Origin of the sequence: Bradyrhizobium embrapense (assembly GCF_001189235.2) — a bacterium.
GTDB classification, from domain to species: Bacteria; Pseudomonadota; Alphaproteobacteria; order Rhizobiales; family Xanthobacteraceae; genus Bradyrhizobium; species Bradyrhizobium embrapense.
This window is the reverse complement of record NZ_LFIP02000002.1, coordinates 1,154,252-1,178,732: the sequence shown is the minus strand read 5'-3', so window position 1 is coordinate 1,178,732 and position 24,481 is coordinate 1,154,252. Positions and strand designations below refer to the sequence as shown.

The window sequence follows — 24,481 nt, the reverse complement described above, 5'->3', positions numbered from 1 at the left end:
CAAGGGACCGCCATGCCCGACCCATCCCCGCTCCCGCCGCCGTTCAGCGCGCCCTACGCCCCCGATGACACCGCGATCGCCGGCAGGCTGTGCCGGGACGCGCAGCTTGGCGCGGATCAGGAGGCTGGGGTCGACCGCACCGCGCGACGCCTGATCGAGGCGATCAGGGCCAATGACGATCCGCTCGGCGGGGTCGAGGACATGCTGCGCGAGTTCGCGCTGTCGACCAAGGAGGGCCTGGCGCTGATGGTGCTCGCGGAGGCGCTGCTCAGGGTGCCCGACGCGCGCACCGCCGACCAGTTCATCGAGGACAAGCTCGGCCAGGGCGACTTCGTCAACCACGAGACCAGATCGAGCGCGTTCATGGTCAACGCCTCGGCCTGGGCGCTCGGCATGTCGGCCCGCGTAATCCAGCCCGGTGAAACACCGCAAGGCACGATAGGTCGGCTGACCAAGCGGCTCGGCGCCCCTGCGGTGCGCGCTGCGACACGGCAGGCGATGCGGCTGATGGGCAGCCATTTCGTGCTCGGCGAGACCATCGAGGCCGCGCTGTCGCGGGCGCAATCGCACACGGCCCGTGGCTCGCGCTATTCGTTCGATATGCTTGGCGAGGGCGCCCGCACCGCCGACGATGCCCGCCGCTATTTCGAATCCTATGCCCGCGCGATCGACGCGATTGGCAAGGCGGCCGACGATCAGGCCCTGCCCGACCGGCCCGGCATCTCAGTCAAACTCTCCGCGCTGCATCCGCGCTTCGAGGCGGTTAGCCACGCTCGCGTGATGACCGAGCTGGTGCCGCAGCTGATCGACCTGGCGCGCCGCGCCAAGGCGTTCGACCTCAACTTCACCGTCGATGCCGAGGAAGCCGACCGGCTGGAGCTGTCGCTCGACGTCATCGCAGCTGCCTTCGCCGACCCGTCGCTCGCCGGCTGGAGCGGCTTCGGGCTTGCGATCCAGGCCTATCAGAAGCGCGCCGCCGACGTGATCGACTACATCGATGCGCTGACGCGCGCGCTCGACCGCAGGATGATGGTGCGCCTGGTCAAGGGCGCCTATTGGGACACCGAGATCAAGCGCGCACAGGAGCGCGGGCTCGACGGCTATCCGGTGTTCACCCGCAAGGCGATGACCGATCTGAACTATGTCGCCTGCGCGCGCAAGCTGCTCGGCTTGCGGCCGCGGCTGTTTCCGCAATTCGCCACCCACAACGCGCTGACGGTCGCGACCATCCTCGAACTGTCGGACGATCCCACGAGCTTCGAGTTCCAGCGGCTGCACGGCATGGGCGAAGCGCTCTACGCCCAGCTTGGCGACGACAGGCCGGAGATCGCCCACCGCACCTATGCCCCGGTCGGCAGCCACCGCGACCTGCTTGCCTATCTGGTGCGGCGGCTGCTCGAGAACGGCGCAAATTCGTCCTTTGTGGCGCTGGCGGCGGACAATCGCGTTTCCATCGTGGACCTGCTGCGCCGCCCGGCCGAGATCATCGGCGCCGACGACAACGCGGCGCACTCCGGAATTCCATTGCCGGCCGATCTCTACCGGCCGCAACGCGAGAATTCGCACGGCATCGAGTTCGGCGAGCGAAAGGCGCTCGACGCGCTGACATCGGCGATCGCGGCCGAACCCAAGGCGGCGTCGGGCATGGTCGCAACGTCGAGGGCCGAACAGGCGAACGCCGCGGTCGTTGCCGCCCGCGCCGGCTTCAAGGCCTGGAACGCAACGCCCGCCGCCCAACGTGCGGCGATCCTCGACGAGGCCGCGGACCTGCTCGAGCAGCGCCGCGCGCACTTCCTCGCCCTGCTGCAGAGCGAAGGCGGCAAGACGCTCGACGACGCGCTCTCGGAGGTGCGCGAGGCGATCGACTTCTGCCGCTACTATGCAGCGCTCGGTCAAAAACTGTTCGGCCAGGGCGAGGCGATGCCCGGGCCGACTGGCGAAAGCAACGTGCTGGAGCTGCGCGGCCGTGGCGCCTTCGTCGCGATTTCGCCATGGAATTTCCCGCTCGCGATCTTCCTCGGTCAGGTCACGGCGGCGCTGATGGCCGGCAATGCGGTGATCGCAAAGCCGGCCGAGCAGACCCCGCGGATCGCAGCCGAGGCCGTCGCGCTGCTGCACCAGGCCGGCGTGCCAGCATCGGCCCTGCATCTGGTTCAGGGCGACGGCACTGCCGGTGCCGCGCTGGTCAGCCATCCCGCCATTGCTGGCGTGGTCTTCACTGGCTCCACGGAGGTGGCGCGATCGATCAACCGGACGCTCGCGGCCAAGGACGGCCCGATCGTGCCGCTGATCGCCGAGACCGGCGGCATCAATGCGATGATCGTCGATGCCACCGCGTTGCCCGAGCAGGTTGCCGATGACGTCGTGACCTCGGCGTTCCGTTCCGCCGGCCAGCGCTGCTCGGCGCTGCGGCTGCTGTTCGTGCAGGACGACGTCGCCGACCGCATGATCGAGATGATCGCTGGCGCGGCACGCGAATTGAAGATCGGCGATCCATCGGAGCCATCGACGCATATCGGACCGGTGATCGATGCCGAAGCCAAGCTGCGCCTCGACGCGCACATCGCGCGGATGAAAAAGGAAGCGCGGGTGCATCTCGCCGGCGAGGCCCCTGCAGGCAATTTCGTCGCGCCGCATATCTTCGAGCTCTCGTCCGCAAGCCAGCTGCGTGAGGAGGTGTTCGGCCCGATCCTGCATGTCGTGCGCTACCGCGCCGAACGGTTCGGCGAGGTGCTTTCCGCGATCGAGGCGACTGGGTTTGCGCTGACGCTCGGCATCCACTCGCGCATCGACGACACGATCGAGCACGTGATCGATCGTCTTCAGGTCGGCAACATCTATGTCAACCGCAACATGATTGGCGCGGTGGTCGGCGTGCAGCCGTTCGGCGGCAGCGGCCTCTCCGGCACCGGCCCCAAGGCCGGCGGCCCGCACTACCTCACTAGCTTCGCCACCGAGCAGACGGTGACGATCAACACCGCCGCCGCCGGCGGCAATGCGGCGCTGATGGCGGGCGTGGAGTAACGGATGCGTCATTGCGAGGAGCAGAGCGACGAAGCAATCCACCTATCCCGGGATGAGGTATCGATTGCTTCGCTGCGCTCGCAATGGCGCTCAACAAGCCGTTGCATCGTGCCCCCGAGATGGGTCAAATGGCGGTCCGATCGGGATCATCGCACGCGATAATTCCAGCTACCGGAAAAACACCAACAAGCGCCACGGGAGCGACGGCACGATGGAAAAAGGCATTTTTGACGGGCTCAAGGTCCTGGACTGCGCGAGCTTCATCGCGGCGCCCGCGGCCGCGACCGTGCTGTCCGACTTCGGCGCCGACGTCATCAAGATCGAACCGCCCGGCGCCGGCGATCCCTACCGCAATCTGCCCAATCTGCCCGGCTATCCCGCCAGCGAGCACAATTTCGCGTGGATGCTGGAGGCCCGCAACAAGAAGAGCCTCGCGCTCGACCTCACCAAGCCGGACGCACAGCAGGTGCTCTACAAGCTCGTCGCCGAGGCCGACGTCTTCATCACCAACATGCCGCCGCAGGTGCGGGCGAAGCTCGGCATCACCTACGATCATCTGGCCCATCTCAACGACCGGCTGATCTACGCCTCCTTCACCGGTTACGGCGAGAAGGGCGAAGAGGCCAACAAGCCCGGCTTTGACTCCAACGCCTACTGGGCCCGCTCCGGCCTGATGGACCTGGTGCGCGCCGACGAGGACACCACGCCGGCACGTTCCGTCGCCGGCATGGGCGATCATCCCTGCGCGATGGCGTTCTACGGCGCGATCGTCACCGCGCTGTTCCAGCGCGAGAAGACCGGCAAGGGCTCGCACGTCTCGACCAATCTGATGGCCAACGGCATCTGGGCCAACGGCGTGCTGGCGCAGGCCAAGCTGGTCGGCGCCAAGTTCAAGAAGCGCAAGCCGCGCGAAGAGGCGCTGAACGCCGTCACCAACCACTACAAGTGCAAGGACGGCCGCTGGCTGATCCTGTCGCTGCTCAACGAGGACCGGCAGTGGCCGACCCTGGCGCGCTGCATGGGCCGCGAGGACCTCCTCGCCGACGCGCGCTTCGCCACCAAGGCGGACCGCCATGCGCGCTCGGTCGAACTGATCAGGATCTTCGACGAGGTGTTCGCCGGCAAGGACCTCGCCGAATGGCGCAAGATCCTCGACGGCAACGGCCTGGTGTTCGGCGTCGTCGGCATCCTCGACGACATTCCGAACGACAAGCAGATGATCGAGAACGAGGTGCTGGTGCGCTTCGAGAACGACACCATGCTCACCGTCAACAGCCCGATCTTCATCGACGGCGCCAAGAAGGTGCAGCCACGCAAGCCGCCCGAGGTCGGCGAGCACTCCGACGAGATCCTGCGCCAGGCCGGCTACGACGAGGCCACGATCCGGAAGCTGCGCGCGTCCGGCGCGGTGGCATAGTCACGCGACACGTAGCCCGGATGGAGCGAAGCGTCCTCGAATACTCCGTTCCCGGATTGCGCTGCGCTCCATCCGGGCTACAAGGAAAGCTCAGCGCTTCATCCAGGCCCAGGCGATGGCCACCACGATGATGCCGATGATCACCGCGAGCCCGATCGCCCAGCTGCTGACGCGGACGGCGCTGACCGCCTGACGCTCGGCCTCATTGGCCGCGATCTCGCGATTGCGCTGCTTGTTGTCCTCGGAAGCACTCATCGGGCCGGTCTCCGGTCAAGAGCTGTCAGGTCCTGGGCAAGCTCGAGTGTAGCATCAAATAATGACGCGCAGCCGCTTCGGTTCCGGCTGAACTCACCGTCCCTGCACGAAGCACATCCCCATCCGTGAGGTCTTCCCCGCGACCTGGCAGGCAAGGCCTTCGGCGCAGGTCCAGCCGCGAAAGCTGCGGTCGGTCTGGGCCGGTTTAGCGTTCGGCAGATAGCAATGCGCGCCCCAGCCGTCGCTGTATTCGGTGCCGGCAAGCTCGGCGCCGGCGCGCAGTTGCGGTCGGTTGGAGAAGCCGCGCGAGAAGTCCGGCGCCTTGCCGTCGCGGACGCTGGTGAGGATGTCGCGGCGGCGAGGCTGGTCGCCGAAGAAATGCGGCGAGGCCGGCACCACGGTGGAGTTCGACGGCTTTGCCGCCATCCAGTCGACGCCGGGAAAATGGAAGCCGCCGATGCCGCGGGTCTGATGGCATCCGGCGCAGGTGACGTCGTTGAGGCGCCGCTCGAAGCCGGCCAGCGACTGGATGTTTTGCAGCTTCGTTCCGTCGGCCGCGGCCTTCTGCAACGCGCCGACCACCTCGCCTTCCGAGAACACCGCCGTGCCGGCTGTCCCCTCGCCCTGCACCATCCCGAACTCAGGCTCCAGATCACTGACATCAAAACCGGTCGGCGTTGGCGCCACCGCTGATGTCGCGAGGAAGCGATCGGGGATCAGCAAGGTGCCGCGATCGAGCTCGGCAAAATGCCCGGGATCGAGCAGCCATGCCCTGAAGTCGCGCTTCAAGGCCGCGTCGGCCAGAATACGATCGCGGTCGATCTGGTTCTCCAGCGGCGCCTCGGCAAAGCGTTTCGCCGCGGCGTCATAGTCGAACACCTTCAGGAGATAGTCGGTGCGGAAGTCGCGCACCGCGGATTTCGGCGCATGAGCGATCTGCAGATTGGTCTCGATGCGATCGATGTTGCGGGCATCGATCAGGTCGAGCGGCCCGTCCTTGCCGAACAGCCTGTCCATCGTCGGCGGCGCGCTGGCGGTCGCGAGCCAGCGCCGCGCGAGCTCGCGACAGGTCAGCGAGGCATCGTTGCCGTCGCCCTTCGCCTTCAACACCAGGTTCAGCGTCATCGGCAGCCGCTGCGAGACCGCGTTCTCGCCGATCAGCGGCACGTCGGTGCGAGTCAGCCGGTAGATCAACCGGATCTCGCCGCAATCTTTCGGCGCCACATAGGCGCGGTCCATGCGGTTGACGATGCCGGCCAGCACGAAGCGAACGTCAGCGGATTCAAGCAGCGCGCGATCGAACAGCTGAAACGCAAAGCCGTCGCCGACCCCGATGCTCTCGTTCGGCAGGCTTGCCTTGTGCTGTCCGACATAGTGATCGAATTCGCGGTCGAGCGCCTCGCGCACCGGCAGCATCGCAGGCAATCCGAACAGGTCGCGATTGGACAGCGGCGTATCGGCGGCGCGCTCCGGCGCCAGCATCCGGCCGAGGCCGAAGCGGCCATGATCGAGCTCGCGCAGGATCGCGGGATCGATCACCGCCGCGCCGCGCTCGAGCGCGAAATGCTCCGCGGCGCGCCCAGGCACGGCGCCGCCGAACAGAACGGACATCACCAGGAGGCATTTCAGCGCGCGGCTCATGCCCCACTAACACCGCACGGCAAACCCTATTCAAGAAAAAAGGCGCTTCACATCGCGGTGAAGCGCCTTGGTATCGTCGCGTTTCACAGATCAGCGCGAGACGATCAGACCCTTGCTGGTGACGACCACCCAACGGCCATCCTGCTTGCGGATCGCATCGACGCGGCCGAGGCCGGGGACGGGATCGCCGGCATAGACCTCGTAGATGCCGCCGCGGCCCTCGATCAGTGCGCCGCCATTGCCGACGTCGCGCAGCGCCCAGCCGTCGACCACCGGCATGCGGCCGACCTCGGGCCTCGGGGCGGCGGGTGCTGCCGCGGCAGTCACCGGCGGGACCGAGCCGGTCACCTCGCGGGCGGGCGTCACGGCGGCGACGGTCGTCTGCGGGGCGCGGAGCTTGTCGACGGTCTCGCTGAGCTTGTTGAGCCTGGCGATCGGCTCGGCCTGGGCCTTCTCGACCTTCTCGATCCGGTCACTGGCCTTGCTGAACTGGGCCTGGCCGGCCTTGGCAGCCTGCTCCAGGCTGGCCTTCAGCCCGGCGATTTCGGATTCAATCCGGGCGAAGGAGGCATCGGCCGCTTCCTTGGCGGCGGCGTTGGCAGCGTCCTTGGCAGCCACATCCCTGACGGAGGCAGCGGCGGGCGCGGCGAGATGGCCAAGCCCGGCGGTCGCGAGCGCACCACCGACGGCCCCCGCGACGGTCGCCAGCGCAATCACCGCGGCCATGGCCCCGAACCGGCGCGTACCGGCCGGTTTGCCTGATGTCTTGCCGCTCTGCTCGGTGCCCGGCCTGGAGGCGGATGCCTCGTGGTCCCAGGTCCGGTCACCCGGCGCCATGATCATCAGCTTGCCCGGGAAAGGCGGCTCTTCACGCTTGCCGGTCTCGACCTTGGGCACGTCCATGTTGGTCGGCTCGATCTTGGCGCCGATGTTGGCGTCAATCTTTGCCTCGATCACCGGATCAAGCCGGGACGGCTCGATCTTGGGGGCTTCAACCTTCGGCGCGTCCATCCGGGGCGCGTCGGCCTTTGGCGAGGTCTCTTCCTGCTCGGGCGCAAGCCTGACAGCCTCGGCACCGGCCGCGGCCATCACGGGCTCGCTCTTCGCCGCCGTCTCGGCGCCGGCTTGACCGCTGACCGGCTCGCTCTGCTGCTCACTCACGTTCAAAGTCTCCAGGATAGGTTGACAATTCGGTAACTTTCATTGCTTGCGAAATGGTTACCCCGCGCCGCCATTACCTAAATTTTAGGGAGTTTTCCGGGCCGGATTTGGGCGATGTTGCCGTGCGGCAATCTGCGTCAGCTCCGTTTGCGCGCGGCGCTTTCCCGATTAACATACCGCCGTCTTCCAGCCAGAAGGCAGGAGAGCGCCATGACGATCGAGAAGTGCATCAATGAATTTGATGTCGATGACGTCATTTTTGAGGAAGGCTCGACGGGCCGCGAGCTGTTCGTCGTGCTCGACGGCACCGTCGACATCGCCAAGATCGATGGCCGACACAAGACGGTCATCGTCAGCCTCGGCAAGGGCGAGTTCTTCGGCGAGATGGCCGTGATCGACGGCTCGGCGCGCTCGGCAACCGCGATCGCCTCCGCGCCCGCGACGCGAGTGATGCGGATCAATCACGCCCGCTTCGTCTATCTAGTCAGCCAGCAGCCGGCCTTCGCGCTGATGGTGATGGATGCACTCTCGAAACGGCTGCGCGCCTCCAACGCCGTTACATACCGGACGGCGGCTGCACCATGAGCGAGCGCAAGCCAAGCCCGTTCAAGACGCTGTTCGACGCCGACGTCGCGACGCTGATCCAGGCGGCCGACGACGTCTACCAGATCCGCTTCAAGAATCGTGCGGCCAACGCCTATCTCGTGCGCGGCAGCAAGCGGACCATCATGATCGACGTCGGGCTGTCGACCAACTATCCGTCGCTGGTCGCCTGTCTCAACCATCTCGGGGTGACGCCCGACATGATCGACATGGTGGTGCTGAGCCACGAGCATCTCGACCACATCGGCGCGGCCTATCATTTCCATGGCTCGGCCTACATCGCCGCGCACCGGCTCGCCGCCAACAAGATCATGCTGCGCGACGACTTCTCGATGCTGCGCAAGATGTTCAACGAACCGAACGTGCCGATCGACATCGACATCTGGCTCGAGGAAGGCAATCTGATCGACCTCGGCAATTTCCGCCTCAACGTGATGTACACGCCAGGCCACACCTCGGCCTGCATCTCGCTGTTCGATCAGGACAAGGGGCTGCTGTTCGCCGCCGACACGCTGATGCCCGGCGGCGTGATGGGCGGCGTGTTCGGCTCCGGCTCGATCGCCGACTACATCCAGTCACTGGAACGGCTGAAGGGGCTCAATTCGAAGATCCTGCTGTCGGGTCATGGCCGCCTGTCCGACACGCCGCAGGATGATGTGCGGATCGCGCTGCAGCGCTCGCATGCCCTGCTCGAGGACACCGCGCAACTGTTCGATGCGCTCGATGCACGCGCGAATTTCGAGCCGATCATGCAGTCGGTACGCGACCTCAACAAGCTCGACGATTGACGGTCGGACCGAGCCCAAGGTCACCCGTTGTGGCCTGCCATGACTTTGCATTAGGATCGGCCCACAATGACAAAAATCATGGGCTCGGCGATGCAAGCCATTGCCGATAGCGGGGGAGACGAAACCAATGCAGGCTGACACGATGGCGCAGATGCGCCGCCGGGTGGTGATCTCCTCCACGATCGGCAATGCGCTGGAATGGTTCGACTTCACCGTCTTCGGCCTGTTCGCCGGCATCCTGAGCAAGCTGTTCTTTCCGGCGGACAATCCGCATTCCTCGCTGCTGCTGACCTTCGCGACATTCGGGATCGCCTTTGCAGCCCGGCCGCTGGGTGGCCTGGTGTTCGGGCTGTATTCCGACAAGCACGGCCGCAAGAAGGCGCTGGTCGTGATGATATCGCTGATGGCGATCGGCACCGGCCTGCTCGGCCTGCTGCCGACCTATGGCGCGATCGGAATCGCGGCGCCGCTGCTATTGCTGCTGGCACGGCTGATCCAGGGATTCTCCGCCGGCGGCGAGTTCGGCAGCGCCAGCGCGATGCTGATCGAATTCGCGCCGCCCGGCCGGCGCGGCTTTTACGGCTCATTCCAGATGGTGTCGCAATCGTTGGCGTTCGGCCTCGGTGCCGCGATGGCGATCGGCCTCAATGTCAGCCTGTCGCCCGACGCCTTCGCGAGCTGGGGCTGGCGCGTGCCGTTCATCCTCGGCATCCTGATCGGGCCGACCGGATGGTACCTGAGGCAAAAGTGCGACGAGTCGCCCGAATTCAAGGCCTATCTCGCCGAGAAGGCCGCGACGGCGCAACCGAGCAGGCAGACCACGCTCGGCCAGTTGTTCTCCGAGCATCCGCGCGAGTTGATTGCCTCGTTCTGCCTGATCGCCGCCGGTACGGCGATCAACTATGTCAATGCGATCTTTCTGCCGACCTATGCGGTCGCTGAGCTGAAGCTGCCGATCCTGAACGCGCAGCTCGGCCTGCTCGTCGTCAGCCTCGTCAATGCGGCGGTGGCGGTGGCATGCGGCGCGCTCTCCGACCGGATCGGTCGTCGCGCGGTCCTTGTTCCGGCGCTGATCATCTACAGCGTGCTGTTCTACGTGATCCTGCAGCGGCTCGTCGCCGCCCCGACCACCGCGAACCTCTGGCAGTTGCAGATCGTCGCGGTCCTGCTCGGAGCCCTGGCCGGGCCGATGCCGGCCTTCATGACCGAGATCTTTCCGGTCGGCGTGCGCTCGACCGGAGCATCGCTGATGTACAACCTCGCCGTGATGCTGTTCGGCGGGCTGGCGCCGTTCATCAACACCTGGCTGGTGCAGATCACCGGCGACAAGGCTGCACCGGTCTACTACATCCTGTTCGCCGCGGCGGTGGGTCTCGTGGGTCTGTCGGTCTATCGCGGGAGACCTTCCGTGCCGGGAATCGCAACTCAGCCCGCGCAATGAGGTCCGCGTGCGCGACCACGACTGCGGCGCTGCATTTGACAAATCCGCGCGTGGCCTGTTCAACAGCGACAAGAATAACACTGAAGAACAGGGAGCGAGGACGATGAAGCTTTACGACTCGATCGGGCCCAATCCGCGCATCGTGCGCATGTTCATGGCCGAGAAGGGCATCGAGATCCCCAAGCAGACCGTCGACCTGCGCAAGGGCGAGAACCGTGAGGCTGCGCATCTGAAGCGCAATCCGCACGGCCAGATGCCGACGCTCGAGCTCGACTGCGGCAACTACCTCTCGGAGATCACGGCGATCTGCGAATATCTCGAGGAGAAGCACCCCACGCCCGCCATGATCGGCAGCACGCCGGAAGAGCGCGCCGAGTGCCGGATGTGGACCCGCCGCGTCGATCTCAACATCGCCGAGCCGCTCGCCAACGGCTACCGCTTCGGCGAGGCGCTGAAATTCTTCGAGAAGCGCATTCCGGTGGCGCCGGAGGCCTCGCCCGGGCTGAAGATGATCGCCGCCAACCGCATCAAGTGGCTGAACGACCAGATGGCCGACGGCCGCGACTATATCTGCGGCAAGCGCTTCACCCTCGCCGACATGCTGCTCTATTGCTGGCTCGATTTCGGCAACCAGGTCGGCCAGCCGCTGGACCCGTCGAACGGCAACATCGTAGCCTGGTTCGACCGTGTGGGTGCGCGGCCTTCGGTGAAGGCGTAAGCCTTTCAGAGCCGTCATTGCGAGGAACGACAGCGACCAAGCAATCCACCTCACCGCACGTGGAGAGCTGGATTGCCTCGCTTCGCTCGCAATGACGTGGGGAGAGTCGGCCTAGATCACCACCGGCTTGTCCGGCAGCTCGTTCGGTCCGCCCTCGACGTGCGGGAAATACTTCGCGAGCTCCCGCGACACCGCCTCGATCCCCTTGATCACGCCCTGCTCGAACCGGCCCGCCCGGAAGTCCGTTTCCATCGCGCGGCAAATCGCTTCCCAGCCGGCATGGCCGACCTTGGCATCGATGCCGCGATCGGCGACGATCTCGACATCGCGGTCGGCGAGCAAAAGATAGATCAGAACGCCATTGTTGTGATGGGTGTCCCAGATCCGCAGGTGCGCGAACACGTCGAGCGCCCGCTCCCGCGCCGGCTGATCGCGGAACAGCGGCACGCCATCGAGCGCGCCCTCGACGACGAAGCGGATCTGGCCCGAGTGGGTCGCCTCGCCGGCCTTGATCGCCTGCTCGATTGCATCGAGCACGCGCGGCGGAAACTCGCGCCGCACGCGCCAGCGGTGTTCGAGCAGATGCTTGCCGATGCGCTTGATGCCCATGTGCCTACCAGCTCCCCGAGGCGCCGCCACCGCCGAAGCTGCCGCCTCCGCCGCTGAAGCCGCCGCTGTCGCCCGAGCTCGAGCCGCTGCTCCAGCCACCACCGCCGCCCGACCAGCCGCCGGAATAACCGCCGCCACGCCGGTACGGTCCCGAGCCGGCCGCCGGACCGCCGAAATTCAATCCGCCGAAGATCAGCGCGGCAACGGCCGCGAACAGCCCGATCACCATGGCAGTGGCAAGCGAGCCGGCGACCATCCAGGTGAAGACGCCGACGATACCGCCGGTCGCGACCGAGCCCAATAGCCGCCCCAGCATCGCGCGCAACACGCTCGCCGCGATGATGACGACGAAGATCACCACTGGATTGGCAAAGTCGACCAGGCTCGGCCCTTGCCAATGCTCGGGCTCCGGCGCGGGCAAATGCTCGCCATTGATCAGACGGATCATGCGGTCGACGCCGGCCGAGATGCCGCCGGCGAAATCGCCGGCCTTGAATTTCGGCGTGATGTCTTCGTCGATGATGCGGTGGGTGACGACGTCGCTCAGCACGCCCTCGAGGCCGTAGCCGACCTCGATGCGCAGATGCCGGTCGCTCTTGGCGACGACGAACAGCGCGCCGTCGTCAACCTTCTTGCGCCCGATCTTCCAGGCCTCGGCAACGCGGATCGAGAACTGCTCGATGGTTTCCTCGCCCGTGGTCGGCACGATCAGAACCGCGATCTGGCTGCCCTTGCGGGTCTCCAGATCCTTCAGCCTGTCGTTCAGCGACGCAACGTCACTCGCCGACAGCGTCCCGGTCTGATCGACGACGCGGCCAGTGAGCTGAGGCACTGCGACCTCCGCCCACGCCGGGCACACGAAGCCCAGCAGCAAAGCGATCAGGATGACGCGTGCGACAGTCATCGCGGTAGGCGCCCCGCCGACGCTATTTCGACGGCGCGGGCGCCGGAGCCGGATTGAAGTCGACCTTCGGCGCGGTCGAGATCTCCTTCTCATTGTCGACCGTGAAGTTGGGCTTCTCCTTGTAGCCGAACGCCATTGCGGTCAGATTGTTCGGGAAGGTGCGGATGCCGACGTTGTAGTCCTGCACCGCCTTGATGTAGCGATTGCGCGCCACGGTAATGCGGTTCTCGGTGCCTTCGAGCTGCGCCATCAAATCGCGGAACAGCGCATCCGATTTCAGCTGCGGGTAGTTCTCGGTGACGACCAGCAGCCGCGACAGCGCGCTGGTCAGTTCACCCTGCGCCTGGGTGAACTTCTGGAACGCGGCGGGATCGTTGAGCACCTCGGGCGTCGCCTGAATGCTGCCGACCTTGGCGCGTGCGTTGGTGACGCCGAGCAGCACGTCCTTCTCCTGCTGCGCAAAGCCCTTCACCGAGTTGACCAGGTTCGGCACCAGATCGGCGCGCCGCTGGTACTGGTTCACCACCTCCGACCAGCTCGACTTGACCTGCTCGTCATTGGTCTGGATCGCGTTGTAGCCGCAGTTGGTCAGGCTCAAGGTCGCCAGCGCTGCCAGCACGGTCCAAAGCTTGCGCATGAAGATGGTCCTCCCGGTGGATTCTCGTATCAGAGTAACAGATTTCCGGCTGACAATCCCGCGCGGCGGGATACGCGGGCGGTTTTGCAGACGATAGCCCTTGCCACTCCCTCCCCGCGCCGTTCATCATGGCGGAAAAATCGGTCCCGGGAGGATCCATTGGCGTCTGAACAATTCGAGACGATCGTCGTCGAGCGGCCCGACCCCGCGATTGCGCGGATCGTGATGAATCGACCTGAGGCGCGCAACGCCCAGAACCTGCAGATGACCTACGACCTCAACACCGCCTTCGACCAGGCAGTGCAGGACGACGCGATCAAGGTCATCATCCTCGCCGGCAACGGCCCGCATTTCTCGGCTGGCCACGATCTGCGGCCCGCCGGCAAGAACGAGGCCGGCGTCGATTTCCCGCCAGTCGGAAATTGGGGCGGCTTCGCCGAACCGAACGCCCACGGCCGCTTCGCGCGCGAGCAGGAGATCTACCTGCAGATCACACGGCGCTGGCGCAATCTCGCCAAGCCCACGATCGCGGAGATCCACGGCAAATGCATCGCCGGCGGGCTGATGCTGGCCTGGGCCTGCGACCTGATCGTCGCGAGCCACGATGCCGAGTTCTGCGATCCCGTCGTGACGATGGGCGTCTGCGGCGTCGAATGGTTCGTGCATCCCTGGGAGCTCGGCGCGCGCAAGGCCAAGGAGATGTTGTTCACCGCGGATGTCTGGAGCGCCGACGAGGCGCATCGCCTCGGCATGGTCAATCACGTGGTGCCGCGCGGCGATCTCTCCTCCTTCACGCTGGCGCTGGCGCGCAGGATCGCGGCCAAGCCTGCCTTCGCGCTGAAGCTATCCAAGGAGGCGGTGAACCGCTCGATCGACATCATGGGCCAACCCGCCGCGATCGATCAGGCGTTCGCGCTGCATCAGCTCTGCCACGCCCACAACCTGCAGCAATTCGGAATGATAGTGGACCCTGCGGGCCTGCATCCCTCCGTCAAGAAAAACGCCAACGTGAAGTAATCAGATGGACCTTACCCTGAGCGACGAGCAGCGCCTGCTGCGCGAAAGTGCCGACCGCTTCGTGGCGGAGACCTTCACATCGGAGCATCGCAAGAAGGCGACGAACGATCCGCTGGGTTATTCACCCGCGATCTGGAAGCAGTTCGCCGAGCTCGGCTGGCTGGCGCTGCCGATCGCCGAAGCCCATGGCGGGCTCGGCGGCGGCGCGATCGAGATCGGGCTGCTGATGGAAGCATTCGGCCGCGGCCTGGTGTCCGAGCCGTTCCTGTCCACGGTCGTGATCGGCGCTGCGCTGGTCGCCGAATGCGGCACCGAGGCACAGCAGCAGGCGATCCTGCCCAGGGTCGCCGAGGGCGCGCTCACGCTTGCCTTCGCGCATTCGGAGCGCGCCGCGCGGTTCGACCTCGCCCATGTCGACACCACGGCCGCCAAGACCGCCGACGGCTGGCGGCTGAACGGCAGCAAGATCGCCGTGCTGGACGGCGCGGCCGCCAGCCAGATCATCGTCTCGGCCCGCACCGCCAACGCCAACGGCGCATCTGGCAAGCTTTGCTTGTTCCTCGTGCCTCCCGGTACACCGGGTCTCACCTTGCGCGACTACGCGCGGCTCGGCGGCGGGCACGGCTGCAATCTCGATCTCAGCGATGTGCAAGTGCCCGCCGACGCGCTGCTCGGCGACGGACGGGATACGCTGCCCGCGATCGAGACCGTGGTCGACCGAGCGATGGCCGCGCTCGGCGCCGAGGCGGTCGGCATCATGCAGACGCTGCTCGACACCACGCTCGAATACACCAAGATCCGCAAGCAGTTCGGCCGCCCGCTATCGGCCAACCAGGTGATCCGCCATCGCCTCGCCGACGTCGCGATGCAGGTCGACGAGGCGCGGTCGATGGCGCTGCGCGCTGCGCTGATGGCGGGCGCCGAGCCCGTGGCCCGCGGCCGCGCCGCTTCCGGCGCCAAGGCGAAAATCGGCAGATGCGCGCGCTTCGTTGCCGAGCAAGCGGTGCAGCTTCACGGCGCGATGGGCGTCACCGAGGAGCTCGACATCGGCGCCTATTTCAAGCGGCTGCTCGCCTTCGACACGCTGTTCGGCAGCAGCGCCCATCATTATCGCCGCCACGCCGCGCTGAGCGGCCGCGCCCACGCGTAACGGAGAGCGCTCCATGGATCTCACCTTCAGTGCCGAGGAACGGGCTTTCGAACAGGAAGTCCGCGACTACATCGCCGAGAGCCTGACGCCGGAGATGAAGCGCGCCACCGCGCTGACGCCGTCGGTGTTCTCCGATCCCGACATCGGCACGGCCTGGCAGCGCGCACTACACAAGAAGGGCTGGGGCGCGCCGGGCTGGCCGGTCGAGCATGGCGGGCCGGACTGGACGCCGGCGCAGCGCTGGATCTTCGAGGCCGAATGCGCCCGCGCCGGCGTCCCGAATGTCAACGTGATGGGCGTGAAGATGGTCGGCCCGGTCATCATCGGCTTCGGCTCCCCGGAGCAGAAGAATTATTATCTGCCGCGCATTCTTTCCGGCGAGGACTATTGGTGCCAGGGCTATTCCGAGCCGGGCTCCGGCTCCGACCTGTCGTCGCTGAAGACCCGCGCGGTGCGCGACGGCGACGACTACGTCATCAACGGCACCAAGATCTGGACCACGCACGCACATCACGCCAACCGCATGTTCGCGCTGGTGCGCACCAGCGACGAGGCGCGGCAACAGGACGGCATCAGTTTTATTCTCATCGACATGAAGACGTCCGGCATCACGACGCGGCCAATACTGACGATCGGCGGCGATCACGAGGTCAACCAGGTGTTCTTCGACGACGTCCGCGTGCCCGTCGCCAACCGCGTCGGCGAGGAAGGCAAGGGCTGGACCTACGGAAAGTACCTGCTCGAATTCGAGCGCGGCTCCGGCATCGCCTCGGCCAAGCTGCGTGAGGCGCTGAAGACGATTGCCGACCTCGCGGAGTCCGAGGTCACCGGCCGCGCCATCGAAGACCCCGACATCGCGATACGGATGTCGGAGCTCGAGGTCGATATCGACGCGCTCGAGATGACCGAGCTCAGGGTGCTGTCGGCACTGCAGACCGGGCAGAATCCCGGCGCGGTGTCGTCGCTGATCAAGCTCAGGGTCAGCGAGATCCGTCAGGCGGTGACGCGGCTCGGCGTCGACGTGATCGGCCAAGACGGGCTTGCGGTCGAGCCAGCGCGGCCGTTCTACCGGCTCAACCACGAGCCGGCGATCCCGGAAGAACTGCTGCCGGTAGTGCCGGAATATCTCAACGGGCGGGCGTACACGATCTTCGGCGGCTCGTCGGAGATCCAGCGAGACATCATCGCGAAGATGGTGCTGGGGCTGTAAATTCTCCCTCCGTCGTTCCGGGGCGCACATGAGCGCGAGCCCGGAATCCATTTCACCTCAGAATGTGGCGCCCGATGGATTCCGGGCTCATCGCTTCGCGATGCCCGGAATGACGTGGTGAGAGTGCGCGGGCCGCCTAAGCAGCCCCCGCTTTCGCGTCCTGGATCGCCTGCCAGATCTTCACCGGCGTCAGCGGCGTGTTGAGCTGGGTGATCCCGACCTCGCTCAAGGCATCCATCACGCCGTTGGTGATGCAAGGCGGCCCGCCGATCGCGCCCGACTCGCCACAGCCCTTGGCGCCGAGCGGATTGGTCTTGCAGGGCGCGGAGGGATCGAGCGTCACCGACAGCGGCGGAACGTCCGAGGCGCGTGGGATGCAATAGTCCTGATAGCTCGCGGTCAGCAGCTGGCCTTCCTCGCTGTAGGCCACGCCCTCGAACAGCGCCTGGCCGATGCCCTGGACAACGCCGCCATGCACCTGCCCGGTCACCAGCATCGGATTGACCGCGACGCCGACGTCGTCGACCGTGGTGTAGCGCACCACGCGCGTGACACCGGTCTCGGGATCGATCTCGACCTCGCAGATATGCGTGCCGTTCGGCCAGCTCGGTCCGTCGACATTGCCCTCGCTCTCGACCGAGAGCTTTGCGCCGCTTTCCTTGGCCGCAATCTCGAACAGGCTGATGCGCTTGTCGGTGCCGACCACGGTGAGGAAGCCGTCGCGATACTCGATGTCCTCGACCGAGGCTTCCAGCAGGTTGGAGGCCTTGTCGCGCGCCTTGTTGATCATGTCGTTGGTGGAGACCGCAACTGCGGTGCCGCCGACGAACAGCGAGCGCGAACCGACGCTGCCGAAGCCGGTGGCCAGATCGGTGTCGCCCTGGACGACGTCGATCTTGTCCATGGCAATGCCGAGCGTATCGGCGATCATCTGGGTGTAGGTGGTGGCGAGGCCCTGCCCCATCGCCATGGTGCCGGAATGCAGGATGACGCGGCCTTCGGCGGTCGCATGCAGCGACACGTTTTCGGTGTGGGCGCGGCCGCCGGTCCACTCGATGTAGCTGGTCAGACCGCGACCGTAGAGCAGGCCTTTCTTCTTCGCCGCCTTCTTGCGCGCGGCAAAGCCGTTCCAGTCGGCGAGGTCTGAGGCGCGCTCCAGCATGTGGGCGAAGGCGCCGGAATCGTACACCTGCCCAACCGCATTGGTGTAGGGCAGTTGCGCCGGCTTGATGTAGTTGACCTTGCGGATGGTGCGCGGGTCCATGCCGATCTGGCGCGCGGCGGCATCGAACAGCCGCTCGACGATGAACACCGCCTCGGGCCTGCCGGCGCCGCGATAGGCGCCGACCGGCGCGGTGTGGGTCATCACCGACTTCACTTCGAAATGCACCAGCGGCAGATCGTAGACGCCGGTCTGCACGAACGGGCCGAGCACCAGCGGGATGATGTTGGCGGTGCCCGACGAGTAGGCGCCGGTGCCGCCGATCGAACGCACGCGATAGGCCAGCACGCGACCCTTGGCGTCGAGCGCAAACTCACCGGTCGAGGTGAGGTCGCGGCCATGGGTGCCGCCGACGAATTCGTCGGTGCGATCGCCACGCCAGCGGATCTTCTCGTTCAGCTTGGTCGCGGCATAGGCGACGATGCCGTCTTCGGGATACAGGCTGGTCTTCTGGCCGAAGCCGCCGCCGATGTCGCCGACCAGCACGCGCACGCTGTCCTTCGGCCGCTTCAGGATCGATTCCGCCAGCAGATCGCGGGTCGAGCCCGGGGTCTGCGACTGCACGTGGAGAATGAGCCGGCCGGTCTTCTTCTCGATCTCGGCAATGGTCGAGCGCGGCTCCATCGCCGACGGCACCAGGCGCTGGCTGACCAGGTCGAGCGACACTTTGTGCGCGGCATTGGCAAAGGCTTCCTCGACCTTGGCTGCGTCGCCATAGCTCATCGCGGCCACGATATTGTCGGGCGCTTCCGGCCAGACCACCGGCGCACCGGGCTTGATCGCCTCGACCGGATCGACCACCGAAGGCAGCACCTCGTAATCGACCTCGATCGCCTCGGCCGCGGTCTGCGCCAGCACGCGCGAGGTCGCGACCACAGCCGCAACGCCCTCGCCCGCGTAACGAACCACCTCATGCGCCAGCAGGCGCCGCGGCGGCACCGTCATCGGCGAGCCGTCCGGCCGCTTAAAGATCGCAAGCGTCGGCAGCGTGCCGATATCGTCCCTGACGAGGTCGGCGCCCGTATAGACCGCCTTGACGCCGGGCATCTCCAGCGCCGCCTTGGCGTCGAACGACTTGATGTTGGCGTGGGCATGCGGCGAGCGCAGCACGTGCAGCCACAGCGCGCCGTCCTGCGGCTTATCGTCGATGAAGTGCCCCTTCCCGGTGAGCAGCCGCTGGTCTTCCAGACGCTTGACCGGCTGGCCCGCACCAAAACGCATATTGCCGGGAAGAATGTTCATCGGAGGGTCCTTGATTTCATAAATTTCGGCGGGTTTTAACGGATTTTCGGCGCGAGACAACACGCCCGGAAACGACGACGTAATGCGCCGGATGCAACCCGCAAGCCAGCTTCAGCCGAGATCGCGCAACGCGGCCTCGACCACCTTGCGCTGCTCGGCGCTCAGCGGCGCCTGCGGCGGCACGGGATCGCCGACATCGTAGCCTTGGCTCGCCAGTCCGGCCTTGATGCAGGCGGCGAGGTTGAAGCAGGCGAACGCCTCGTTGATGCGCCAGAGCTTGCGCTGCAGGGCCATCGCCTCGTCCCACCGGGCGCGGCGGCAGAGATTGTAGAGCTCGACGCTCTGGCGCGGGATGATGCAGGCAGGTCCCGCCATCCAGCCATGGCCGCCGATCAGCATCACCGCGGCCGGAATATGGGCGGACGCCGAGAATACTTTCAGGCCATCGCCGCAGCGGTTCATGATCGACAGCAGCCGGCCAGTGTTGGTCGAGGCGTCCTTGATGTAGCCGATCCGCGGGTGCTGGGCGAGCCGCGCGATGACGTCGAGCGTGAGATCGGAACGCTGGAAATTCGGATTGGTGTAGATCACGACCGGAATGTCGACGGCGTCGGCGATGGCGCGGAAATAGGATTCCACCTGGGCGTCACTGAGCGGAAAATACGCCTCCAGGATCGCGAGAATGCCGGCAGCGCCGCGCTTCTGATAGGCCTTGGCCTGCGCCACCGCATCCGCCGTCGAGGTCGAGGCGACGCCGGCGACCACAGGCACGCGGCCCTGCGCGGCCTCGATCGTGGTCGCCACCACCTGCATGCGCTGCGCATTGTTGAGATAGGCGAATTCGCCGGTCGAGCCGAGTGGCGTCAGCCCGTGGACGCCGGCCTCGATCAGGTCGTCGCAGAGCCGGCCCAGCACCTCGGTGCGGATATGGCCGGCGGGATCGACCGGGGACACCAGATAGGGAAAGACGCCGTGGAAATCAGCCATTTGCGAGCCTCGTTGACGGCGAGACATAATCGGGATCGTGCGCAAATGGAAGCGGTTCGCCCGTGCGCAGGGCGTCGAGCACGGCGGCAAAATCGGTTACCGCGCGGAAACCGAGCAGCCGCTCGGCCTTGCTCGCATCGTAGATCCGGCCGATCGATTTCGGCAGCTGCCAGCCGCGGCGCGCGAACAGCGCCGGCGCCTCGGGGAAGATACGCGCGATCGTGCCGGCCGCATCCGTCTTCAGGGCGGCAACGTCGCTGCGCGCAAACGGCGTCGGCGCACTGATCACGAACACCTCGAAGCCGCGGATCTTCTCCAGCGCCACGACATGGGCGTCGGCGGCATCCTCGACCGTGAGGCGGCGGTACAGCAGCTCGGTCGCCTTCAGGTTCTCGCCATGGATGTCGCGGATCGTGTCGTCGTCCTCGGGGAAGAAGCGGCTGGTGCGCAATACCGCGCAGTTCAGCCCATACTCGCGGCTGTAGAGCCGGCACAACCCTTCGGCGGCGAGTTTTGTCACGCCGTAGACGTTGCGTGGCTCGAGCGGCCCCGAGCTCTCGTCGAGCCACACCGCGGTGTGGCCCTCCTCGTCGCGGATCGCCTGCGAGATCATCAGCGAGGTCGTCGAGGTGAAGACGAAGCGGTCGTGGCCAGCGGACGCGGCGGCTTGCAGCAGATTGAGCGTGCCTGACACGTTGACGTCGACAAAGGCCTGCGGCGCGAACCGTTCGATGTCCGGCTTGTGCAGCGCGCCGCCATGGATCACGGCCTCGATGCCGCGATCGCCGAACACGCGGTCGACCACCGATCTCTCAGTCACCGAACCGACCACATCGGTCGCCTCCCCCGGAACGATGTCGAGGCCGGTCACGTCATGGCCGGCCTGTTGAAGCCGCGGCGCGAGGAACCGGCCGAGCCAGCCGGAGGAGCCGGTCAACAATACGCGCATGAATTCCGCCCCGCCCGGCGCTCAGAACACCTTGGCGATCGCGGCCTGCGCGTCGCCCTGGATCTTTTTCAGATGATTCGGGCCGTGAAAACTCTCGGCGTAGATCTTGTAGACGTCTTCGGTACCGGAGGGACGTGCGGCGAACCAGCCGGCGTCGCTCTCGACCTTGATGCCGCCGAACGGCTGATCGTTGCCCGGTGCCTTGGTTCGGACCGCGCGCACCGGATCGCCGGCGAGCTCGGTCATGTTGAGCTGGTCCGGCCCGAGCGCCTTCAGCGCGTTCTTCTGCTTCGGCGTCGCCGCAACATCGATGCGCTCGTAATAGGGCACGCCGAGCTCGGCGGTCAGCTCATTGAACAATTCGCTGGGATCGCGGCCGGTCTTGGCGATGATCTCCGCAGCCAGCAGGCCGAGGATGATGCCGTCCTTGTCGGTGGTCCAGGCCGAACCGTCGCGCTTGAGGAACGAGGCGCCGGCGCTTTCCTCTCCGGCAAAGCCGAAGCGGCCGCTGCCGAGCCCTTCGACGAACCATTTGAAGCCGACCGGCGTCTCGACCAACTTGCGACCGAGCTTCTTGGCCACACGATCGATGATCGAGCTCGATACGATGGTCTTGCCGATCGCGGCGTCCTTGCTCCATTGCGGCCGGTGCGCGAACAGATAGGCGATCGCGGTGGCGAGGAAATGGTTCGGGTTCATCAGCCCGTTCGAGCGGGTCACGATGCCATGGCGGTCGGCGTCGGTGTCGTTAGCGAAGGCGACATCGAAACGGTCGCGCATCCCGATCAGGCTCGCCATCGCATACGGCGACGAGCAGTCCATCCGGATCTTGCCGTCCCAGTCCGCGGTCATGAAGCGGAAGGTCGGATCGACCGCCTGGTTGACCACGGTAGCGTCGATGCCGTAGCGCGCGATGATCGGTTGCCAGTAGTGCACCGCCGCGCCGCCGAGCGGATCGATGCCGATCCTGACGCCGGCGGATTTGATCAGCGCGAGATCGACGGTGTTGCCGAGGTCGGCGACATAGGGCGTGATGTAGTCATGCAGATGCGTGGTCGCTGCCTTGCGCGCGCGATCATAGGGCATCCGCGCGACCCCCTTGAGGCCGGCCTCGATATACCGGTTGGCGTTCTTTTCGACCACCGCGGTGACGTCGGTGTCGGCCGGGCCGCCATGCGGCGGGTTGTACTTGTAGCCGCCGTCCTCCGGCGGGTTGTGTGACGGGGTGATGACGACGCCGTCGGCAAGGCCGGTGCTGCGGCCCTTGTTGTAGCTCAGGATGGCGTGCGAGATGACGGGCGTCGGGGTGTAGCCGCCCTGCGCGTCGATCATGATCTCGACGCCATTCGCCGCGAACACCTCGACCGCGCTGGCCAGCGCCGGCTCGGCCAGCGCATGGGTGTCGATACCGATGAACAGCGGCCCGGTCAGCCCCTTTTCGCGCCGATAGTCGCAGATCGCCTGCGTGGTGGCGAGGATATGATCCTCATTGAACGAGTTCTTCAGCGACGAGCCGCGATGGCCCGACGTGCCGAAAGCAACCCGCTGGGTGGGATCGCCGGCGTCGGGCTTGCCCGCGAAATAGGCCGTGACCAGCCGCGGCACATTGGCGAGCGCTGAGGGATCAATGGGTTTGCCGGCGGCAGGATTTGGTGCAGTCACGTGACCTCTCAGATCTGGTATCGCCGACCATCAGCAAAACGAGTGATGCTCAGTGCGTAACATCTGGGCGTGCTACCATGGCGGCTGACGTTCAATCAAGCCGACGGCATTTCGTTCCGTGAGGTCGGCGGCAATTTGCTATTCCACGTCGATCTGCTGCACCTTCTCGCGCAGCTCGTCGACCAGCACCCGCTTGTTCTCGCTATAGTCGATCGGCACCACGACGAGGTGCACGCCGCCGCCGGCGAAAGCCCGCTCCAGGGTCGGCACGATCGCCTCCGTGCTCTCGATCCGCGAGCCCTTGGCGCCGTAGCTTTCGGCATATTTGACGAAATCGGGATTGCCGAAGGTCAGGCCGAAATCCGGGAAATGATCGACCGCCTGCTTCCAACGGATCATGCCGTAGGCGGAATCCTCCAGGATCAGGATCACGAGATTGAGCTTGAGGCGGACCGCAGTCTCCATCTCCTGCGAGTTCATCATGAAGCCGCCGTCGCCGCAGACCGCGAGCACGCGGTTGTTCGGAAAGAGCATCGCCGCCATCATCGCCGACGGCAGGCCGGCGCCCATGGTGGCGAGCGCGTTATCCAGCAGCAGCGAGTTCGCGAGCAGCGTGCGGTAGTTGCGCGCGAACCAGATCTTGTACATGCCGTTGTCGAGCGCGACGATGCCGTCCTCGGGAATCACCTGGCGCACATCGTGCACGATGCGCTGCGGCGTCGGCGGCCAGCGGCCTTCTGTCGCGCGATCGGTGATCTTCGCCAGAATGCCCTCGCGCAGGCTGAGCAGCGCACTGGCATGCGGCAGCTTGCCCGCGACGCGGTCGGCCAGCAGTTCGAGGCTCGGCCCGACATCGCCGATCACCTCGCATTGCGGGAAATACACCTGCTCGACATTCGCCGGCGTGTAGCTGACATGGATCACCTGCGGCCCCTTGGGGCCCATGATGAAGGGCGGCTTCTCGATCGTGTCGTGGCCGATCGCGATGATCAGGTCGGCGCGGTCGATCGCCTCGTGCACATAGTCACGCTCGCTCAGCGCGGCGGTTCCCATGTACTGGTTGGTGCCGCCGGATACCGTGCCCTTGCCCATCTGTGTGGTGAAGAACGGGATCTTGGTCCGCCGTACGAAGTCGCCGATCCCTGCGGTCGAGCGCGGGCGCGATGCCGCAGCACCCAGCATGATCAGCGGCCGCTGCGCCTTCAGGATCATCTCGGCGGCGCGGTCGAGGGCTGCAGCATGTGCGATCGGAATTTCGATCGGATGCGGCGGGATCATTTCGACCGGCGCGGTCTCCTCGCCGGCGATGTCTTCCGGCAATTCAAGCAGCACCGGCCCCGGCCGTTCCTGGGTCGCGATCCGGAAGGCATCACGCACCAGCGTCGGGATGGTCGCGCCGCTGACGATCTGCAGCGACAGCTTGGTCAGCGGCCGGAACGTGTTGACGATGTCGACGATCTGGAACTTGGCCTGCCGACTGCTCAGGATGCCCTTCTGCCCCGTGAGCATCACCATCGGCATCGCGCCGAGCAGCGCATAGGCCGCGCCGGTCGTCAGGTTGAGCGCGCCGGGGCCCAGCGTCGTCATGCAGACGCCGGGCTTTCCGGTCAGCCGGCCATAGGTCGCCGCCATGAACGCCGCGGCCTGCTCGTGGCGGGTTACGATCAGCTTGATCGAGGATCTGCGCAGGCTCTCGACGACGTCGAGATTCTCTTCGCCGGGAACGCCGAACACCCGTTCCACGCCCTCGTTCTCGAGGGCGGCGACCAGCAAATCGGAACCTTTGACCATGTCAGCCTCGCATCGTTGATTGCATGCCGCGCACGGAGCATAGCCGCATCGCG

Annotated in this window: 20 protein-coding genes; 9 read left to right on the top strand and 11 right to left on the bottom strand. The window is 66.0% G+C overall.

From position 1 onward, the window contains the following. Nucleotides 1-12 precede the first annotated feature (12 nt). Together putA and AKN83_RS12975 are read left to right on the top strand one after the other, a co-directional pair. Entirely contained in the window at nt 13-3,024 is a 3,012-nt protein-coding gene (putA, locus tag AKN83_RS12980) for a bifunctional proline dehydrogenase/L-glutamate gamma-semialdehyde dehydrogenase PutA (RefSeq protein ID WP_050404113.1), read from the top strand. A 211-nt stretch (nt 3,025-3,235) separates the two neighbouring features. Then, the gene (locus tag AKN83_RS12975; protein WP_050404112.1) at nt 3,236-4,441 is read left to right on the top strand and encodes a CaiB/BaiF CoA transferase family protein; all 1,206 of its coding nucleotides are present in this window, start codon (nt 3,236-3,238) and stop codon (nt 4,439-4,441) included. A 90-nt stretch (nt 4,442-4,531) separates the two neighbouring features. Here AKN83_RS12975 and AKN83_RS40535 read toward each other — a convergent pair whose 3' ends face one another. The 3 genes from AKN83_RS40535 to AKN83_RS12965 all read right to left on the bottom strand — a co-directional run bounded on the left by AKN83_RS40535 (nt 4,532) and on the right by AKN83_RS12965 (nt 7,504). After that, a complete protein-coding gene (locus tag AKN83_RS40535; RefSeq protein WP_172803532.1) occupies nt 4,532-4,696 on the bottom strand; it encodes a hypothetical protein in 165 nt (54 codons plus the stop codon). Between the two features lie 93 nt (nt 4,697-4,789). Then, on the bottom strand, nt 4,790-6,337 hold the full coding sequence (locus AKN83_RS12970; RefSeq protein WP_050404111.1) for a hypothetical protein: 1,548 nt from the start codon (nt 6,335-6,337) through the stop codon (nt 4,790-4,792). 90 nt (nt 6,338-6,427) lie between these two features. Further along, nucleotides 6,428-7,504 (bottom strand): hypothetical protein, encoded by a 1,077-nt coding sequence (locus tag AKN83_RS12965; protein WP_050404110.1) that lies wholly within the window; start codon nt 7,502-7,504, stop codon nt 6,428-6,430. Between the two features lie 204 nt (nt 7,505-7,708). On the opposite strand from AKN83_RS12965, the gene AKN83_RS12960 reads away from it, so the two are divergent. From AKN83_RS12960 to AKN83_RS12945, 4 genes are all read left to right on the top strand, one after another. Further along, entirely contained in the window at nt 7,709-8,083 is a 375-nt protein-coding gene (locus AKN83_RS12960) for a Crp/Fnr family transcriptional regulator (protein ID WP_050404109.1), read from the top strand. Then, nucleotides 8,080-8,889, top strand: a complete 810-nt coding sequence (locus AKN83_RS12955; protein ID WP_050404108.1) for an MBL fold metallo-hydrolase — start codon at nt 8,080-8,082, stop codon at nt 8,887-8,889. Before AKN83_RS12960 ends, AKN83_RS12955 begins: the two co-directional genes overlap by 4 nt. A gap of 127 nt (nt 8,890-9,016) precedes the next feature. Then, on the top strand, nt 9,017-10,330 hold the full coding sequence (locus AKN83_RS12950) for an MFS transporter (RefSeq protein WP_050404107.1): 1,314 nt from the start codon (nt 9,017-9,019) through the stop codon (nt 10,328-10,330). Between the two features lie 103 nt (nt 10,331-10,433). Beyond that, entirely contained in the window at nt 10,434-11,048 is a 615-nt protein-coding gene (locus tag AKN83_RS12945) for a glutathione S-transferase family protein (RefSeq protein ID WP_050404168.1), read from the top strand. Nucleotides 11,049-11,159: 111 nt separating this feature from the next. Here AKN83_RS12945 and AKN83_RS12940 read toward each other — a convergent pair whose 3' ends face one another. Genes AKN83_RS12940 through AKN83_RS12930 form a run of 3 tightly spaced genes read right to left on the bottom strand, consistent with a single transcriptional unit; the run spans nt 11,160 to nt 13,198 of the window. Further along, nucleotides 11,160-11,657, bottom strand: coding sequence for a TPM domain-containing protein (locus AKN83_RS12940; protein WP_050404106.1), 498 nt, complete (start codon nt 11,655-11,657; stop codon nt 11,160-11,162). 4 nt (nt 11,658-11,661) lie between these two features. After that, nucleotides 11,662-12,561, bottom strand: coding sequence for a TPM domain-containing protein (locus AKN83_RS12935; protein ID WP_050404105.1), 900 nt, complete (start codon nt 12,559-12,561; stop codon nt 11,662-11,664). A gap of 22 nt (nt 12,562-12,583) precedes the next feature. Beyond that, a complete protein-coding gene (locus AKN83_RS12930) occupies nt 12,584-13,198 on the bottom strand; it encodes a LemA family protein (RefSeq protein ID WP_050404104.1) in 615 nt (204 codons plus the stop codon). 159 nt (nt 13,199-13,357) lie between these two features. On the opposite strand from AKN83_RS12930, the gene AKN83_RS12925 reads away from it, so the two are divergent. The 3 genes from AKN83_RS12925 to AKN83_RS12915 are packed head-to-tail and all read left to right on the top strand — an operon-like array spanning nt 13,358 to nt 16,575. Continuing rightward, a complete protein-coding gene (locus AKN83_RS12925) occupies nt 13,358-14,215 on the top strand; it encodes an enoyl-CoA hydratase (protein WP_083992021.1) in 858 nt (285 codons plus the stop codon). A gap of 4 nt (nt 14,216-14,219) precedes the next feature. Further along, nucleotides 14,220-15,365 (top strand): acyl-CoA dehydrogenase family protein, encoded by a 1,146-nt coding sequence (locus AKN83_RS12920; protein ID WP_050404103.1) that lies wholly within the window; start codon nt 14,220-14,222, stop codon nt 15,363-15,365. Nucleotides 15,366-15,378: 13 nt separating this feature from the next. Continuing rightward, nucleotides 15,379-16,575 (top strand): acyl-CoA dehydrogenase family protein, encoded by a 1,197-nt coding sequence (locus AKN83_RS12915; RefSeq protein ID WP_050404102.1) that lies wholly within the window; start codon nt 15,379-15,381, stop codon nt 16,573-16,575. Between the two features lie 136 nt (nt 16,576-16,711). Here AKN83_RS12915 and AKN83_RS12910 read toward each other — a convergent pair whose 3' ends face one another. From AKN83_RS12910 to AKN83_RS12890, 5 genes are all read right to left on the bottom strand, one after another. Next, nucleotides 16,712-19,039: a xanthine dehydrogenase family protein molybdopterin-binding subunit gene (locus tag AKN83_RS12910; protein ID WP_050404101.1), complete on the bottom strand. Its 2,328-nt coding sequence runs from the start codon at nt 19,037-19,039 to the stop codon at nt 16,712-16,714. A 111-nt stretch (nt 19,040-19,150) separates the two neighbouring features. Further along, nucleotides 19,151-20,026 carry a dihydrodipicolinate synthase family protein gene (locus AKN83_RS12905; protein ID WP_050404100.1) on the bottom strand — a complete coding sequence of 292 codons (876 nt, stop codon included), beginning with the start codon at nt 20,024-20,026 and terminating at the stop codon, nt 19,151-19,153. Further along, complete coding sequence (locus AKN83_RS12900; protein WP_050404099.1) at nt 20,019-20,975, bottom strand: NAD-dependent epimerase/dehydratase family protein; 957 nt, start codon at nt 20,973-20,975, stop codon at nt 20,019-20,021. Before AKN83_RS12900 ends, AKN83_RS12905 begins: the two co-directional genes overlap by 8 nt. Nucleotides 20,976-20,996: 21 nt before the next feature. Beyond that, nucleotides 20,997-22,637 carry a phosphoglucomutase (alpha-D-glucose-1,6-bisphosphate-dependent) gene (pgm, locus tag AKN83_RS12895; RefSeq protein WP_050404098.1) on the bottom strand — a complete coding sequence of 547 codons (1,641 nt, stop codon included), beginning with the start codon at nt 22,635-22,637 and terminating at the stop codon, nt 20,997-20,999. A 138-nt stretch (nt 22,638-22,775) separates the two neighbouring features. After that, a complete protein-coding gene (locus tag AKN83_RS12890) occupies nt 22,776-24,428 on the bottom strand; it encodes an acetolactate synthase large subunit (RefSeq protein WP_050404097.1) in 1,653 nt (550 codons plus the stop codon). Between the last annotated feature and the right edge of the window lie 53 nt (nt 24,429-24,481).